This window comes from Rossellomorea aquimaris (genome assembly GCF_001877785.1).
Taxonomy (GTDB): Bacteria; Bacillota; Bacilli; order Bacillales; family Bacillaceae_B; genus Rossellomorea; species Rossellomorea aquimaris_A.
This window is the reverse complement of the sequence record NZ_MINN01000085.1, coordinates 442,670-460,332: the sequence shown is the minus strand read 5'-3', so window position 1 is coordinate 460,332 and position 17,663 is coordinate 442,670. Positions and strand designations below refer to the sequence as shown.

The following is a 17,663-nucleotide window of genomic DNA, read 5'->3' as shown; positions in this document are numbered from 1 at the left end:
ATGATAGAGTACTATGGGACTGATCTCTAAAGGGAGGGATTCATTTGGAGCAGCATGAACTGTTGGAAATCGTTAAAAACGTATATCCTTTTGATGTACTGACAGAAGATCAACTGCATTATATTATTTCAGGTTCGAAATATACAACCTTTAAAAAAGGGGAATTTCTCTTTCATGAAGATGAGACGGTAGAGGAACTGGATATTTATTTTCTAGTCTCCGGACTTGCGAAGAATGTCCTTCACCGTTCGAGCGGAAAACAATATTCTTTGCGATTCTATTATCCTGGTGATCTGATTGGGATCATGATCATGCTGACAAGCGGGGAAATGACGTTCTCGGTTCAGGCAATGGAAGATTGCAACGTCTTCCGCATCCAGAAAAGCAGGCTTCTCGATATCATGACGAGTAATAACGATTTTTCAAAAATCATCTTCGAAAGCATCGGAAACCGCATGAAGACGCTTTATGACGAAATCAAATCAAAATCATCCGACCAGGATGATGAAAATATCACGCTTTTCCGGACCAAGGTACATAATCTGATGGACTCCCCTTCTTTCATTCATGAAGAAGACTCGATTCTTGAAGCTGCAAACGTCATGAAAGACAGGGATACATACGGGCTCGTCGTCGTGGATGCAGACAAAACCTTAAAAGGGATCCTCACGCAGAGGGAAATCCTCTCCTATATCACCGAACCCGACCGGCGGGAAAAAGTGAAAGACTGGATGAAGAGGAACCCTTTTTGGATCCGCGATGAATCCTTTGCATATGAAGCACTCTCTTATTTCAAGCATGAAGAAGTCGATTTCGTTCCGATCATGCGGAATGACGCCGTTGTCGGTGTATTGACAAGCACCTCTTTCTTGAATATCCAGGACTCCAACTACCTGGATTTATCGTACCGCATCCAAAAAGCCGTTAAAAATGAAGATCTGGTTCAGCTTGCAACCGTTAAGAGTGAGACGTTCCAGCAATTCATCGGAGACCTCCTCATTCAGGAAAGTCCCGGTTATGACGTGTGTGAGGTCATCAGCAACTACAATGACCGCCTGCACAGGAAAATCATTCAATTGACGGAAAAGGAAATGCGCGAAGAAGGATACGGACGCGCTCCGATCAATTACTGCTTCATCGTCATGGGCAGCCAGGGCCGGAGTGAGCAGGGATTCCACACCGACCAGGATAACGGGATCATCCTTGACGATTACAGCCATTTATCGGACACGAAAAGAGTGGATTCATACTTCCAGGCATTCACTGAAAAATTAAATCAAAAGCTTGATGCATGCGGATTCCCTGAGTGCACAGGGGGGATCATGGCAAAAGAGCAAAAGTGGAAGCGTTCCTATACAGACTGGAAAAAAGCGATCGATGAATGGCTGCATGAAATTGACGCGCAGGAAGTGCAGAACACGACCATGTTCTATGATTTCCGTCCGATCTATGGGGATTATTCAATAGCGGAGGAAATCCGCCGTTATCTCGCCGAAAAATCAAAACGTTCACTCAGCATGCAGCAGCTGTTGAGAAAAGATGCCCTTCGCTTCAAGCTCCCTGTCGGACCACTTGGGAGGGTCAATCTGAAGCCGAAAAACCACTTATTCAACATTAAGAAATCCGGGCTCATGCAGATCGTCAATATGATCCGGATTCACTGCGTCAAATATGGGGTTAAAGAAGTGAACACTATCAAAAGGGTAAATGCCCTGAGGAACATGCAGGCTTTCCACCCCAGGGATGCCGAAAATGTCAAAATGGCCATGCATATCCTGTTAAGCCTGCGGACAAGGCAGAATCTTAAAGAGTTAAAAGAAGGCAAACCGCTCAGCAATGATATTGATGTGCGTGAATTATCAAAAGGTGAACGGCAAAGATTGAAGGAAGCCATCCAGATTGCGAACCGATTACAGCAAGTGATGGAAATAAGCTTTAACAGAAATCGGGTGGTCTGATGAATGATATCGGAATTAATGTAGGCTTTCGGATCATAAAATATTATTTATGGCAGCAGTTTTTCTTCCGTTCCCAGTTACGGGAAGAAAAAGCACGGCCGTCTTACTACAAAATCTCCGAAACCTTGAAAGAATTTGAAACTGAAAAATTCACTTTTCAAAAGAAACACTTAAATGACTGCACGTTCACTATTTTCGACCTTGAGACGACAGGATTTTTTCCCGAAGTCGGGGATGAGATCATTTCTATCGGAGCCGTGAAGATTTTCAATGGGTCTGTACAGGAAAAAGAAACCTTTTATAAAGTCATCGACCCGCTTCAAACGGTGTCCAGAGAAACCAAAAAATTCACGGGTCTGAGAAGGAAGGATTTCAAGCATGCTGTGAAATTCCCTGTCGGATTAAAGCAATTCCTTGAATTCGCCAAGGGAACGATTTTGGTGGCCCATCCAGCCAGTTTTGATATCAATTTTCTCCAAAAGCGCGTAAACAAATGGGAACTCCCCTCGTTCAATCCCGAATTCATCGATTCATTCGCTCTTGCAAATGCATTGATGCGGAGGAATGACTGTTATTTAGATGCGATGGTAGCGAAATTCGGAATCAGGAAAAGGACCCGCCATCATGCACTGAATGATGCCATCATGACAGCTGAATTATTTGAGGAACTGCTGAAGCTTTGCCATCTGCAGGGCGTTCACACTGTTCAGGCATTGCATGAGTGTATTGAAGGCCATAATTGAACTTTTTTATATAAGCAAAAAAGGACTCCCCGGACGTTACTCGGGGAGTCCTGCTTTGTTATTATCGGATTTGACCTGTACCATGCATCATATATTTGACTGTTGTTAATGCAGGAAGACCCATTGGTCCTCTTGCATGTAATTTCTGTGTGGATATGCCGATTTCTGCACCGAAGCCCAATGCTCCTCCGTCAGTGAAACGGGTGGATGCATTATGATAGAGTGCTGCTGCATCGACAAGCGTCATGAATCTTTTAGCCGTTTCTGCATTTTCAGTCACGATCGCTTCTGAATGTTTTGTACCATATTGTTCGATGTGATCTACTGCATCATCGAGATTTTCAACGACCTTCACGGCGATATCAAGGCTTAGATATTCGTTCGCCCAGTCTTCTTCACCTGCCGGCTTGGCACCGTCGAGGGCAGCTGTCACTTTTTCATCTCCGTGGATGGAAACATTATATCCAGCCAGTTTTTCAGTTAATGCATCTTTGTGTTCATTGAACCATTTTTCATGAATGATGACTGTTTCAGCTGCATTACATACAGCCGGACGATCGGTCTTGGCATTGATCAGGATGTTTAATGCCTTCTCCACTTCAGCCTCTTTATCGATATAAATGTGGCAATTTCCTACGCCGGTCTCAAGCACGGGCACTGTCGCATTATTGACGACTGCATTGATAAGGGCTCCGCCGCCGCGTGGAATCAATACATCGATATGCTCTTTCATGGTAAACAGTTCATTCGTTGCTTCACGGTCTGTTGTATTGATGAACTGGACCGCTTCTTTAGGGATGTCTGTCTGTTCCAATGCATCATGCATGACGTCCACAATCGCTTTATTGGAAGTGATGGCATTCGAACCGCCTTTTAGCACGATTGCATTCCCTGATTTCAACGCAAGCCCTGTTGCATCCACTGTCACATTTGGACGGGCTTCATAGATCATTCCGATGACACCCAGGGGTACAGTAACCTTTTGCACCTGAAGCTGGTTCTCCAGGGTCCAGTCTGAAACGACCTTGCCAGTCGGATCTTCCAGGTCAGCAACTTGTCTGAGTCCGTTTGCGAAATCTTCCACTCGTTCTTTTGATAGTGAAAGACGATCCATGAATGCTTCTTCGAATCCTTTTTCGCGTCCTCGTTGAAGGTCTTTTTCGTTTTCATCCAGAATGGTCTGGTAGTTTGCATCCAGGTGGTCGGCAAGTGTGTGCAGTGCTTTATTTTTTTGTTCGGTTGTCAGTAAGCTTAGAGTTTTTGCCGCTTTTTTTGCCATCATTGCCTGTTTTTTTACATCGGTTTTTTCAATTGTTAAAGTCATCAAATGCCTCCTGTTTTAGTTTAAGGAATTCTTGGATATTATATGGTAAACCGCTACACGCCGCTGTTGATTTCCGTGCAAGACTTCGCTTTCCGCGGGTGACCCGTGAGCCTCCTCGGCTTCGCCTGCGGGAAGAAAAGCGAAGGGGCTTTGCTCAGAGGCTTTGTCATAAGGCGAATCGGCCACGAAGGCGTTCTTTGCCTTCTTGGTCGAGTTGACTTATGACATTTGCCTCTAAGCCCTGTAGCTGGACAAGTCTCACATTGGCCACTTTTCCCGCAGGAGTCTTCGTCTTGCACTCCAATCAACAGCTGGGGTGCGGTTGAAATACATAATTGTCTTAAATCAAACGAACAATTGCTGGTGTTTATTGTTATAAAGTTCTTCTTATACCCCAACCGGGATTGGTACTTCGATGTGGCAGACGAGGTGGTCGATTTCTACTGCGATTTGGTCGTCTTTGATATCGGATGGGTTTTTGAGCTGGCCTGAACGGAAGTTGACCATTCCGAGTCCGATTTCTTCGTTGTTACTGTCAAGAATCCGAACGACTGCCCCTTTGTCGAAGCGTCCTTTTACCGTATAGATATCGTTGATTGTCAGGCTTTCTTTTCTTTCAAGGATCCGGTCTTTCGCTTCTAAGTCAATGGTGATTTCACCTTCGGGACCTGAATTGAATGCAATCCACTGCTTTTTGGAATCGAGATTCACTGCATCATCTGCAGATTCGAAATACGTACCTTTCGCTGTATGCTGCACAGCGTCATAGATGATGTTCGTATTGCCTGATTTACCAAGGAATGCAGGGATTCCGGATGCCATCGTAATTTTAAATGCATCAATTTTAGATCGCATGCCGCCGGTACCGACTGAACTTCCCGGTTCTCCGGCCATATCCTCAATGTCCTCGCTGATTTCTGATACACTTTCCAATAATTCGGCTTCAGGATTTTTCCGCGGATCGGAATCGTATAAACCGTCGATATCAGAAAGGATGATCAATTGATCGGCGTCAACCAATGCCGCGACTTTCGCTGAAAGCGTATCGTTGTCTCCGAATTTCAATCGATCCACTGTTACCGTATCATTTTCATTTACAATCGGGATGATACCGCGCTCGAGCAGCACATTGATTGTGTTGCGCGCATTATTATAGCGGTCTTCATCTGAAAAATCACTACGAGTAATCAGAATTTGAGAAGCTACGTATCCGTGTGAAATAAATAGATCAGAATATGCTTCAATCAATAACCCTTGCCCGATTGCGGCTGCAGCCTGCTTCTCAGGTAATGAGCTTGGGCGTGTCAGGCATCCGAGTTTACGGTAGCCGGCAGCGACTGCTCCTGAAGACACAAGTAATACTTCATGGCCGTCATCTTTCAGGCGCACCACTTCGTCTACCAGGCGTTCGAGCTTCCTTCTGCTCATTTCTCCGTGAAGACTTGTCAAAGAACTGCTTCCAATCTTGATCACAATACGTTTCTGCTTGTTTTCTTGGGACATTCAATCACTCCTAGTAAAAAGGTCCGCCCCTCGTCCCTTCATTGTGATGAGGGACGGACTTGTATTTCTGTTAAAGCTCCGTGCATTTATATAAATGGTAATTTTATATTTGAGGTTTTGTTTTTGCTTTTATTAGTTTGTCACGAGTTGACGGGACTGTAATTCAGAGCTGATTTCTTTCGATCTTTTTTCTGCTCCTTTTACAGCTTCTGAGATAGCTTTACCTCCGCCGAATTGTGCAAGTGCATCAAGGCCGGCAGCTGTAGTGCCATTTGGGGATGTTACGTTTTCTCTAAGTTGTGTTGGTGATTCTTCTCTTTCCAGCATCATTTTGGCTGCCCCGAAAATGGTCTGTGCACCGATTTTCCGTGCCATTTGAGGATCAAGACCGGCTTCTGCTCCTGTCTTTTCGATGTGTTCCATTAAATAATAGAAGTAAGCTGGTCCGCTTCCGGCAATCCCTGTGAAAATATCCATCTTGCTTTCATCGATCACATAAACTTCACCGATACTTGATAATAGTTCTTTCGCATTCATCATATCTTCTTCTGAAGTGAATCTGCCGGCACTGATCGCTGTCGCAGATTCTTTAAGCATACTTGACGTATTCGGCATCACGCGGATGACAGATTGACCGCCGGGAAGCTGTTCTTCCATGTGTGATGTCGTGATTCCTGCTAGCACCGACATGATGACTGTATTACTCTTGACGAGATGATTGATCGAATCCAGTGCTTTATCTATATCCTTTGGCTTCATTGCAAGAATCAGTATATCGATTTCGTTGAAGGGAAGTTCATCCTTCAATAATGTGCGTACACCGTACTTTTCATTGATTTCCTGAAGTTTCTCTTTGTTGCTTCGGTTTGAAACAATGATTTGATCTTTTGGGATCTTACCGCTTTGTACCGTTCCGGAAATCATTGCTTCAGCCATATTACCTGCACCAAGAAAAGCGATTGTTTTATTTTTCAACAAAAATATCCACTCCGTTTCTTTCATATTATAATGTTGTTTTCAGTTTTGTTTTTATTTTTAATGTTATTTTTTGTTTTAGATGTTTGTTTTGTTCTGTGCTTTGTTCACAACGTTTATAATCGTAACACGCTGGTAAATGATATCAAGGCGAATTCCGGAAGTAGTAAGGAATAAGCCGAAAAAGAAAGTGGAAGCGTTATCATTCCCATTTATGTCGTTCAAATGCCTTCTGAGGGCTTCAAATCACTAATAATCCGGTATAATCAGAATTATTGGAATGGAAGTTGGGGAATAAGCGGGTTTTTGAGGGGGTGAGTAGTCGGAGAATAGCCTTCTGGTTGGGGAATTTTTTAATTTTGTGGGTTGATCTTCGAATTTTGTGCGATAATCTTTTAATTTCGGCTGATAATCTTTCGAAACTGGCCAATAATCTTTTAATTTCAGCGATTATTCCGTCACTCGGAAAAATACTGTAAAAAAATACTCCCCCTTCACGTCCGCCTGCACACCCCAATCAAGCCCGGCATTCACGCCCCCACACCTCAATCACCTCCCCAAACACAACAAAAAAATGCACACCAGACGAAGAAACCGCCCAATGTGCATTCATTATTATTATTCCGTCACCTCATCCGAACTCTTCCCATTCAGGAAATCCTTCAAAGCCTGGATGTTTGCATCAAAGTCCAATTCGATGACTGAACCGACTCCCTGGTAGCTTGCGAAATCATAGGAGCCCTCAACCGGGATCGTCAGCTTGTCGATTTCAGCCTTGTTGCTTAACAAGACGTCCTTGACGAGCGATATTTGATCGAGTTTGCTCATGTTTGTCTGAATGTATGGCTGGATGGAACCTGCGAGTTTGGGCAGCTTCGTGACACCGCCGACGCTGAGTACCTCTTCCTTCAGAGCGGTGATGACTTTCTGCTGTCTCTCCACCCGCCCAAAGTCACCTTCTGCATCATGACGGAATCTTGCATAGCCCAATAACTCTTTACCGTTCAGCTTCTGTACCCCTGGCTGAAGCGAGACTCCGATGTTTTCAGACATCGCTTTCTCTACGTCCATTTCGATTCCTTCCGGGGCAAGAATATCGACGGATTGTTCAAATCCTTTGAAGTCAACCATCATATAATACTGGATGTCGATATCAAAGTTATGCTTAATCGTTTTGCGCAGCAATTCAGGTCCTCCGAGATAGAACGCTGTGTTCAACTTATAATTCTGGTATCCCGGGATTTCCACATAAATATCACGCATGAATGAAACCAGTTTCGTTTCATTGGTCTTAGGATCGACTTGAGCGAGCATCATGGTATCTGTACGGGATTTCTCTTCCCCTCTGCGGTCAACGCCCAATAGCAATACATTTATCTTGCCGTTTTCGTCTTTCACGCCATTGAATTTATAGTCTTTCATATTTTGTTCGCTGTCGGCCATTTGATAGCCTCTATAAAATTGAAAAGCGGAATAACCTACTAAACAAAAAATGATCAATAATAGCACTAATATGATTTTTCTGCCTCGTTTTTTCTTCGTTTTCTTGCGGTCGAGTCTTGATTCCATTGTTCCACCTTCTTTGCAAAATGAAATGGCAGCAAGCTATTGAAAGATTTTACTCTACATTTCCCGGTAACTCAATACTCAGGTTATGGAGCAGCATGCATGAATTACCAAAGGGACAAGAATATATAGTTTATACTACCATAATTGGCAGTATATTTCTCATTAATTTCGTGTTCAAGCCTCTGTGGTACATTCATGCTCAGAACCTGATCCGTTTATTTGATCCTAGAAGGTATTACCCCTGTAAATAAAGATTAAACCTCCGGCTGCAATAAAAAAACCGAGCCCCTATCCTTAAATAGAGACTCAGCCAACTATTTGCGCAAATCTTTCATGATCTTCCCGCTCTTTTCCTATACGATTCAATAGCTTTCTTCGTCGTTTCGAATACACCTTTTCCGATCAGGCGCCCGAGCGGTGTGACGCTCCCGGCAAATGGATAAGTTGTACCCTGGTGGGTCGATGCGATGAGGATGCTGTCAGTCGGTGTCCCCGTGGCAAGGGTGCCTGTCCGGTGATCAACGACATTCTGCTCCTGCATCGCTTTTACTTTCGCTTCGGTGGAAATGACCAGCGCCTCAATAAATGCTTCATCGGAAAGTCTGCCGTTCACGAACACCCATGTATTGACTGTGCCCGGCCTCAGTTCTTGGGGATACTCATGGGCTGCGGTCACATCCACTGCATTCCCTGCGCCTGCTGTCACAACGACAAAGATTGAATGGCCTTCCATCGAATACGAGTCATATGCCACATCTTCGAGATTCACCGCTGTCATCATTCCGACCGTAAAAGATGGATCCAGATCGTTTTCCATTAGGAAATTGATCATGTCCTGTCTGTAATCGGTGCAATCATAGTGGGGGGACACGTATCTGTTCACCACATTTTTATACCATCCGAATCCGGAGCCGGTCACGCCTGAAGACATACACTTCATATGGACTGGCGACCGATAGGTGATCATTTCAGGTGTAACATGCAGGAAAGCCTCCCCCGGCTGAGCTGCTTCCGCTGCCGAACTGTCTTCAGGAAGGATGACGATCTGCGGTTTGGCCACTTGGGGATGGGCTTGCTTATGTACTTCTGTATCGTATACTTCCCTGATATTTTCTTCCTTTAAAACTTCTTCCGGATGATCGACTATTTTCGTCTCACCCTTATTCAGCATGATGAGGCGGTCGCAATAAAGACTTGCCAGGTTCAAATCATGGAAAATCGAGATTACGGTCAATCCCTGGTCTTTTGTTTGTTTTTTCAATAATTCCAGTAAATTCTTTTGATAGGAAAGGTCCAAATGATTGGTCGGTTCATCGAGCAGGATGACTTTCGGTTCCTGTGCAAGCGCCTGTGCGAGATATACCCTTTGCTTCTCCCCTCCGGAAAGTTCGTCCAGCCTCCTGTCCTGAAGGGCTTCGACCCCGGTCTGCCTCAGGGCCTGGTGTACGATTTCTTCATCAAGTGGGGAAACCGACTTGAATAACCCATTTTGATGAGGGTAACGCCCCAGCATGACCGTCTCCTTCACCCTGTATGAAAAAGAGTGCGAGGTAATCTGGGGAAGCACGGCTGCAAGCTTCGCCAGCTCCTTGGGTGAATATTCATTCAACGGTTTCCCGTTTAATTGGATGGTCCCTGCAGTATGGGGAAGGATGCCGGACAATGCCTTCAGAAGAGTCGTTTTCCCGCTGCCATTCGGTCCAAGGATACCGAAAAACTCACCTTTACCGACATGAAAATCAATATTTTCCACAACGGACGCATCCTCATACCCAACGGAAAGTTGCTTTACATGAAGCATATTATCCCCCCTTCTTTTTAATCAGGATATAAGCAAAAATCGGAGCCCCAATCAAGGCAGTGATCACTCCGATCGGCAGTTCAGATGGACTGATGATCGTACGGGACACGAGATCGGCAGTCACGAGGAATGCCCCGCCGATGAGGATTGAAAGCGGCAGCACATGAGAATGATCGTATCCAATGATCCTCCTGATAAAGTGAGGGATCACCAGCCCGACAAAACCAATCGTACCTGATACGGCAACGGCTGCCCCTGTCAGCGTGCTTCCCGCAATCAGGATCAGGTATTTTCTCTTTTGGACCGAAATCCCTATATGACGGGCCTGCTCTTCACCAAAACTCATCCCGTTCAATTCTTTTGCGTTGAACATTAAGACCAATGTTCCCAGAAGAAAAAATGGCAGGACAATGAAAATATAATCCCATCCTCTCATCGATACACTGCCGAGCAGCCAGCCGATGATCTGCCGCAGCTCTTCCCCCGATAAAGCGATCATGAGAGAAATGACAGAGCCAAGGAATGAGCTGAAGATGATGCCTGTCAGTATGATCGTTTCAACCTTCATCGTACGGTCGACCTTCCTTGCAAACGCCAATACGAGGAATACAGTGAGCAGCGACCCAATGATACTGAGTACAGGCAGCGTGAACAAACCAAGAAACGGAAGGCTTATATTAAAAAAGAGAGTGACTACCGCTCCCACCGATGCCCCTGACGACATTCCCAGTGTATACGGATCAGCGAGCGGATTCCGCAGCAGCCCTTGAAAGGAAGCCCCGGCGACGGCCAGTGAGCCTCCCACAAGTAAAGCTAACAGCACACGCGGTAAACGAATGGAAAATACAATATTTGAATGCATGGGATCGACATCCGCAAGAGGGACTCCCGGCAGCCATTCAGCACTGATGATCTTGATGATATCCATGACCGGAACCTTTACAGTCCCGATCGATATCCCCGCCAAAAGCGCCAGGATGAGGATGGCCAGTGCGATCAGATAGATGACCCATATGTTATTCTTTGAAAATCTCCGGATAAACAGACTTGGCAATTTCCTCTACTCCTTCAACCAATCTCGGGCCGGTACGCGTCACGAGGTCAGTGTTGACATCATAAACCTGTTCGTTTTTCACTGCATTGACATCCTGCCATCCGTCTCGGCTCAATACTTGTTCATGATCACCGTACGTCGTGATGATAACATCAGGATTTGCGGAAATGACTTCTTCCTGGTTCACTGCAATCCAGCCTTCCTGATCTTTCATGGCATTTTCCGCATTGATTAGTTCAAGCATTTCATTGATGAATGTATTATTCCCGGTAGAATAAATATCCGGTGCCGGTGCCACCTCTACATATACCTTCTTCTTCTCTTTAATTTCCCCGGCCTTTGATTTTAATTCATCAAGGTTTTTTTTCATGGAAGCAATCAGCTCATTTGCATCTTCAGCCGTTCCGGTCAATTTCCCGATGTTCTCTATGATGGTATATACTTCGTTGATTTGCTGTGTATCACGCACCACATAGACGGCTACACCTGCATCACGCAGTTGATCCAGGCCTTCTTTCGCGCTTACCGCCGTGGACTCATGCGCAAGCACCAGATCGGGATCCAGGCTGATGATTTTCTCCACGTTGAATTCCATTCCGCCGATTTTCTCCTTCTCGGCCGCTTCCTCAGGGTAGTTATCAAAATCGGTCACCCCGACCACTTCTTCACCCAGTCCAAGTTCGAATAGTATTTCCGTATTACTCGGGATTAACGAAACAATCTTCTCAGGTTTTGATTCAAGCGTTATTTCATCTCCCAGGGCGTCTTTCACTGAAACGGACTCTTCGGCAGCTTTCTCCTCGGCACCCTGTCCGCCGTTCTGATTGCCTGGCTCGTTCCCGCAGGCAGCCGTAAATAATACAGACAGCATCAACATTAATAATAGACTGATTCTTTTCATTGTTCTCTCCTACTTTCTGTCATGATAAAAACCGCTTTCACTTTTCCAAATAAAAAAACATCCCCGGCCGTTATGGGGATGCTGTGTAAAATGCATATAAAAACAGATTGAATCCATGTATGCATGTTACACCTTCCTATCCGCGTAGTACCAGTGTCATTAAGATGTCAGGCAGGTCTCCTGGCTCATGGTCATTGCTTGCTGCACCTTCCCGTATTTTCATACAGTGGTTCCTGCAGCTTGCTCCCATTCACAGTGGCGGGACCGCGTTGGAATTGCACCAACTTCCCTTTTAAGAAGCGATGGAATAAGTTCTATTCCGCTTCACCCAAACATTCAACTATGTAATTTTCCGTTCACATGAATTATACAGGAGCATCCCGGTCCGGTAAATATCTTTTTGCCTCACAGATGCATCTTTTTGATTGTCAAACCTCCACGTGAAGTGATAAAATTTGTTCAACCTTAACTTTCTTTACCACATTAGAGCAGCAAACAGCTGCGGGAGGTTCTATAAATGACGAAAGAAATTCAACATGCCACGTTTGCCGGAGGATGTTTCTGGTGCATGGTTAAACCATTTGATGAATTACCCGGCATCATAGAGGTCGTATCGGGTTATTCAGGCGGCCATGTCGATCACCCTTCTTATGAAGATGTAAAAAAAGGGGACTCGGGACATTATGAAGTCGTCCGGATCACATTTGACCCTTCCTTGTTTTCTTATCAGGAGTTATTGGACCTTTATTGGCCCCAGATCGATCCTACTGATGAGGGCGGACAGTTCCATGATCGCGGGGATCAGTATCGCACAGCTGTCTTTTATCATAATGAACAACAAAAGGAAGAAGCCGAAGCTTCCAAACAAAAAATAGCAGACAGCGGAAAATTCCAAAAGCCGATTGTCACAAAGATTCTTCCGGCAGCACCTTTTTATCGCGCCGAAGAATATCATCAAAAATTTCACAAGAAAAATCCTAATGAATATAAACAAGACCGTGAAGTTTCCGGCAGGGATGAATTCATCGACCGCCACTGGCAGCGATAGTCCCGGATGACAAATCCTCCTTTCTTAAGACGGAAAGGGGGATTTTTCGTGAGAAAAGATCATTTGGACAAAGAACAAGCAGTTGGTTTTGAAGGCCCCGTCAATGCAGCTTCTTCGACCCATACCCGGATGAAGACAAAGTGAATGCAGTACAGGGCGAGGAAAGAAAACAAAAAGAATGATTTAGTTTAGCACGCGATGAATAGAATGATACCTTTTGTATAACTTAATGGTAAGGAACCGGGGAAATCCTCCACCAAGAAAAGCCATCAATCGCCAGATTTTCTCGGTTCTGACCTGCTAATCAAAACGTTTTCAGCAATCATCCCATCCATGAATCAAAAAAAGGAGGCGAAAAAATCGCACTCCTTTTTTTCTATTTTTTCAAGTAAGTCCAGCCTTCTTCTTGATAAACCTTGTTTTCCTTCATCAGTTTCCCGATCGCCCGTTTAAAGGAAGCTTTGCTCATATTGAAGCGTTCCTTGATTTCATCAGGCTGGCTCTTGTCCCAGAACGGAATGGCGCCATTACGCTGCTCAAGGTAAGAGAGGATCACTTCGGCATCATCTTGCATCTTTTCCTGTTTTAATGGAAGAAAAGAAACATTCAGGTTTCCGTCATCCTTCACATCAATGACTCTTCCTTCAACAAGCTCGCCGAGTCTCGGCTCTTGTTTCCGTTCATTTTCATGCACGAAGCAGCGATAGCCCTGTTCGGATAAAAAGAATGTACCCACTTTCAATAATCGGTATACCCTGCCCTGAATCTTTGCATTCAGCATTTCCCTTGAAGCTCGTCTCGATACTTGTTCAATGATATTCTCAGTGGCAAGTTTTCCGTAAAGACGGTCCTGCTTGTCGCGGTTCAATGACAAGAACAGTTGATCGCCGGGTTCAGGCCACAGGGAAAGGAACTTTGGAAGGTCGTCTGCGGAGACCAGAATATCCTTAGGGAGCCCTATATTCACGAACACTCCCAGGTCTTCCCGTTTATCCACTACTTCCGCCCATCCGTATGCTCCCACCTGTACCTTTGGGATGCGCATGGTCGCTGTCAGTCTGACATCCTTATCGTGATAAAGGAAAACTTTGACGGTATCCCCTTCTTGAATTTCTTCTGTGATTTCTGAATGATGCAGCAGCACGCGGTCCTCATCATTTGTTAAAAAGAAGCCGTACGGGACTTCCTGGTCGACATATAGTTCTTCAACCGTTCCGGGTTTCAGTGAAGACATGTTCAGATTCCTCCATTCAATTGGTAATAGCAACAGTCCGCTCATTACACGTGTATTGAATTAATATATCTTTTTTTCTTCTATGTGTATAGTGTCTATTTTCCGTAAAAAATAAAAAGTGAATTTTGAAAATACCAACATTTACAGATCAATGATTCAACTTCCGCACCATCTCATCCGTCGGCAGCAGGAATGTCAGCATTCCGAGGAGCGGCAGGAAACTGCACAAAATCATGACGAACCTTATCGAATAAAGATCCGCGAGCCCCCCGAAGAGAACAGCCCCTACTGCACCCATCCCGAATGCGAAGCCGACCGTGAGCCCTGAAACCATTCCGATCTTTTTAGGCAGCAGCTCCTGTGCATAGACAACGATGACACTGAAACTTGAGGAAATGATGAATCCTATGCAGAAGATGACGGGAAACACGATCTCAAGCGGCAGATATGGAAGCGCCAGGGTCAACGGGGCGGCACCCAGCATTGAAAAGAAGATGATATTCCGTTTGCCGAATCTGTCCGCTAACGGACCTCCAAGGAACGTACCGAGTACACCGGCAAACATAAAAGCGAAAATATAGGCCTGCGCCTTCTTGATGGATAACCCGTAATCTTCTATTAAATAAAATTGATAATAGTTCGACAGTCCTGCCCCATACCACGAACGGGCGAATACAAGAAATACTACCAGCACCATCGCCCACTTAATCTTATTGTGGATAGGTGAAGGTTTTGAAGAAAAAGTTTTATTATCACGTATTTTTATGGCTTCCGTCTCTTTCACCCGCTCTGAATACCATTTGGATACCTTCAATAAAACGAGCATACCGAAAATTGCTGCGATTGAAAACCACAGGGCCCCTTTTTGTCCGAATGGAACAAAGATAAAGGCAGTAATGATGGGTGCGAGCGACTGCCCCGTATTTCCGCCGACCTGATAAATCGATTGAGCCAGACCTCTCCTCTGGCCGGCAGCCATATAGGCAACCCTCGATCCTTCGGGGTGAAAGATCGCTGAACCAAAGCCGATGAACAACACAGAAAGAATGATCCATAAGAAATGCCCGGATAATGCAAAGCCTACAAGCCCCACTAAGCTGGAAAGCATACCCAACGGCAATAAATAGGGTCTGGATTTCTTATCCGCATAAAAACCAAAGACAGGCTGCAGCAAGGAAGACGTCATATTCAACGCAAATGCAATCCAGCCGATTTGCGTGTAGCTTAACTGGAGGGACTTTTCAATGATCGGGAACATGGCAGGTACGACCGCCTGCAGGATATCATTGATAAAATGTCCCGAACTGATGGCAAATAAAATTCCGTAAATGGTAGCATTTTGTTTATGTACTGATTTCAAGGCTGCCTGAGCCAAAAGATCTCCCCCTTAATTATTTCGGTATGCTAAATAGTATACCGAATCGTTAAGACACTGACCACCTGAAAAATGACTAATAAAAAAGCCGCCGAGTCTCGACTCGACGGCTTCATTCAGGTTCACCGCTTATTGTTGGCGGTCCGGGAATACTCTTTGGAAAGTAGTGCTTAATTCTTCACCAAGCCCTTTAATCGGTTTCCCATTTTGAAACTTATCGCCATATCCCTTCATTCTGTCAACAAAATCAGGATTGGCCGATACGTATACATTATCAAGCCCCGCATCTGCCTTTCTTACTTGTCCGGCAATCTTTTCTTCGAGGTTCTTACTGATGTTCCCTTTTTCACCATTCGCCAGCGTGACTGCAACATACGAGTTACGTGCCGTTGTGATGACATAGGCCTTATCCACTTCTTTCAAATCAGCCACATGATTGGCAGCTTCTTCTGACAGTGAATAATCTTCAGGCACTGTATCACGCATACCTGTATCATTCACGTTCATGTAATCCCTTGGTCTGTCCTGGTCGTAACCGACTCTTTCAAGGGCCCCATTATCGTAATTTGTGTTCATGCCCTGCTCGTTCATATTATCATTGTTGGTTCCGCAGCCTGCCGCCGCACCTGCAAAAATGACACCCATTAACGTTAAGACGATGTATTTCTTCATTGTGTTTCCTCCTTAACTTTTTTACTTTGAGTCATCCTTTTTACTATCTCCCTATTCGGGATTCTTATTCGCTTTTTCTCCCTTGTTTAAAGGGAAGTCATAATAGGGAATGATACAAGTAATTATTTTGGATCAGAGAAAATCAGCAAGGGGGAATGGAGATGGCACAGGCGGCACTGTGGGGAGGAGTGGCAAGTTTATCGTTATTCCTGGGTGCCTTATTGGGGATTTACTTTAAGATACCTAAGAAAGTCACAGCCTTTATCATGGCATTCGGGACTGGACTGATCATTGGATCAGCTACCTTCGATTTGCTTAGTGAAGCTGGCGGGAATGCCGATATCCTGCATATAACGATCATGTTTTTGGCAGGTGCGGCTGTTTTTACATTGTTTGAATTATGGATCAATAAAAAAGGCGGCAGTCAGCGTAAACGTTCACAGAAGAATCCGCATAATCACTCAGGACTGGCCATTTACATAGGGACACTGATGGATGCCATCCCGGAATCGATTATCATCGGGATCAGCTTCCTTGGCGGCCAGTCGGTTCAATGGGTGTTCATCATCGCCATTTTCATCAGTAATTTTCCTGAAGCATTATCCAGCAGCATCGGGTTGAAACTCGACAGCTACAGTACGAAGAAGATTTTGGTGTTATGGGGAAGTGTAGTGATCGTTTCATCCCTGAGCGCTCTCTTGGGGTACGTGTTCTTGGCGGATGCTCCCGAAAGCACCGAATATATCATCGGGGCATTTGGTGCCGGCGGATTACTCGCGATGGTTTCTTCGACCATGCTGCCGGAAGCATTTGAAGAAGGAGGACCGGTTGTCGGGTTCATTTCAGCTCTCGGCATCATCCTTTCGTTTATCTTCACCAATATTTCATAATAGAATGGCCGGCCCTCAAAACTCAGAGGGCCGGCCACTTATCATTCAGTATGTCATTTTGCCGTTCTCATTTTAAACCGGAGACGCTGCCATTGATAGCGGACGAAACATCCTATGCAGAATCCTGCAAGCGCAATGGAAGCCGCGGCCAGGACCATACCGGAAAACAGATAGTATCCTGTCGCCCAGCCTGCGCCGCTGCTGATAAGGGACGCTCCCAGACAACCCGACGCTATCCCTGCATTGAATCTTTGCTGGGCTGCATCTTCCTGGCGGTATTCAGCCGGGGCTTTCCTCAGAAACAATCTCCCTATCTGTATGACGGGATTATATTTTAACAGGACTCCTGCGAACACGGCCAAAAAAGGAATGAAAAGTATCCACGGCTCCGTCGTGATCCAGGAGATGATAACACTTGCTATAATGAAGATTTGATTGCTATCGACTAAAGGTTTAGGAATCGAATGGGTTGCATTCATTTAATTCATACCTTTCTGATTGGAATTTATGTATTTATAGTTTACTCCAAACGATGCAATTAATCAAAATAAAAAGCTGTCAATCACAGCCCATTTTAAAAATGCCCGCTCCCCCGTTACTGGTGAACGGGTTGACT

15 protein-coding genes and 1 riboswitch are annotated in these 17,663 nt (G+C 45.0%); of the genes, 4 read left to right on the top strand and 11 right to left on the bottom strand.

The window, feature by feature from the left end; all coding sequences use genetic code 11:
• Positions 1 to 44 precede the first annotated feature (44 nt).
• A complete protein-coding gene (locus tag BHE18_RS12265) occupies positions 45 to 1,958 on the top strand; it encodes a DUF294 nucleotidyltransferase-like domain-containing protein (protein ID WP_083573743.1) in 1,914 nt (637 codons plus the stop codon).
• Positions 1,958 to 2,701, top strand: a complete 744-nt coding sequence (locus BHE18_RS12260) for a 3'-5' exonuclease (RefSeq protein ID WP_071618833.1) — start codon at positions 1,958 to 1,960, stop codon at positions 2,699 to 2,701. The genes BHE18_RS12265 and BHE18_RS12260 overlap by 1 nt, the downstream gene beginning before the upstream one ends.
• A 61-nt stretch (positions 2,702 to 2,762) precedes the next feature.
• On the opposite strand, the gene BHE18_RS12255 is transcribed toward BHE18_RS12260, so the two are convergent.
• From BHE18_RS12255 to BHE18_RS12225, 7 genes are all read right to left on the bottom strand, one after another.
• On the bottom strand, positions 2,763 to 4,025 hold the full coding sequence (locus BHE18_RS12255) for a glutamate-5-semialdehyde dehydrogenase (protein WP_071618832.1): 1,263 nt from the start codon (positions 4,023 to 4,025) through the stop codon (positions 2,763 to 2,765).
• A gap of 387 nt (positions 4,026 to 4,412) precedes the next feature.
• Positions 4,413 to 5,528 (bottom strand): glutamate 5-kinase, encoded by a 1,116-nt coding sequence (proB, locus tag BHE18_RS12250; RefSeq protein WP_071618831.1) that lies wholly within the window; start codon positions 5,526 to 5,528, stop codon positions 4,413 to 4,415.
• 132 nt (positions 5,529 to 5,660) lie between these two features.
• A complete protein-coding gene (gene proC, locus BHE18_RS12245; protein ID WP_071618830.1) occupies positions 5,661 to 6,506 on the bottom strand; it encodes a pyrroline-5-carboxylate reductase in 846 nt (281 codons plus the stop codon).
• A gap of 615 nt (positions 6,507 to 7,121) precedes the next feature.
• The gene (locus BHE18_RS12240; RefSeq protein WP_071618829.1) at positions 7,122 to 8,072 is read right to left on the bottom strand and encodes an LCP family protein; all 951 of its coding nucleotides are present in this window, start codon (positions 8,070 to 8,072) and stop codon (positions 7,122 to 7,124) included.
• A 331-nt stretch (positions 8,073 to 8,403) separates the two neighbouring features.
• Complete coding sequence (locus BHE18_RS12235) at positions 8,404 to 9,873, bottom strand: heme ABC transporter ATP-binding protein (RefSeq protein ID WP_071618828.1); 1,470 nt, start codon at positions 9,871 to 9,873, stop codon at positions 8,404 to 8,406.
• 1 nt (position 9,874) lies between these two features.
• Entirely contained in the window at positions 9,875 to 10,927 is a 1,053-nt protein-coding gene (locus BHE18_RS12230) for a FecCD family ABC transporter permease (RefSeq protein ID WP_071618827.1), read from the bottom strand.
• A complete protein-coding gene (locus tag BHE18_RS12225) occupies positions 10,890 to 11,828 on the bottom strand; it encodes an ABC transporter substrate-binding protein (protein ID WP_071618826.1) in 939 nt (312 codons plus the stop codon). The genes BHE18_RS12230 and BHE18_RS12225 overlap by 38 nt, the downstream gene beginning before the upstream one ends.
• Positions 11,829 to 11,981: 153 nt before the next feature.
• Positions 11,982 to 12,175: riboswitch (cobalamin riboswitch) on the bottom strand.
• A 170-nt stretch (positions 12,176 to 12,345) separates the two neighbouring features.
• Between BHE18_RS12225 and msrA the strand changes: the two genes are divergently transcribed.
• On the top strand, positions 12,346 to 12,876 hold the full coding sequence (msrA, locus tag BHE18_RS12220; protein ID WP_171910704.1) for a peptide-methionine (S)-S-oxide reductase MsrA: 531 nt from the start codon (positions 12,346 to 12,348) through the stop codon (positions 12,874 to 12,876).
• Between the two features lie 376 nt (positions 12,877 to 13,252).
• Here the strand turns inward: msrA and BHE18_RS12215 are convergent, their stop codons facing one another.
• The 3 genes from BHE18_RS12215 to BHE18_RS12205 form a co-directional block, all read right to left on the bottom strand.
• Entirely contained in the window at positions 13,253 to 14,110 is an 858-nt protein-coding gene (locus tag BHE18_RS12215) for a CvfB family protein (RefSeq protein WP_071618825.1), read from the bottom strand.
• A gap of 148 nt (positions 14,111 to 14,258) precedes the next feature.
• Complete coding sequence (locus BHE18_RS12210; RefSeq protein ID WP_071618896.1) at positions 14,259 to 15,470, bottom strand: MFS transporter; 1,212 nt, start codon at positions 15,468 to 15,470, stop codon at positions 14,259 to 14,261.
• A 144-nt stretch (positions 15,471 to 15,614) separates the two neighbouring features.
• A complete protein-coding gene (locus tag BHE18_RS12205; RefSeq protein WP_071618824.1) occupies positions 15,615 to 16,157 on the bottom strand; it encodes a YhcN/YlaJ family sporulation lipoprotein in 543 nt (180 codons plus the stop codon).
• A 161-nt stretch (positions 16,158 to 16,318) separates the two neighbouring features.
• Between BHE18_RS12205 and BHE18_RS12200 the strand changes: the two genes are divergently transcribed.
• Complete coding sequence (locus tag BHE18_RS12200) at positions 16,319 to 17,047, top strand: ZIP family metal transporter (RefSeq protein WP_071618823.1); 729 nt, start codon at positions 16,319 to 16,321, stop codon at positions 17,045 to 17,047.
• A gap of 53 nt (positions 17,048 to 17,100) precedes the next feature.
• Here the strand turns inward: BHE18_RS12200 and BHE18_RS12195 are convergent, their stop codons facing one another.
• Complete coding sequence (locus BHE18_RS12195) at positions 17,101 to 17,526, bottom strand: DUF4395 domain-containing protein (protein WP_071618822.1); 426 nt, start codon at positions 17,524 to 17,526, stop codon at positions 17,101 to 17,103.
• Between the last annotated feature and the right edge of the window lie 137 nt (positions 17,527 to 17,663).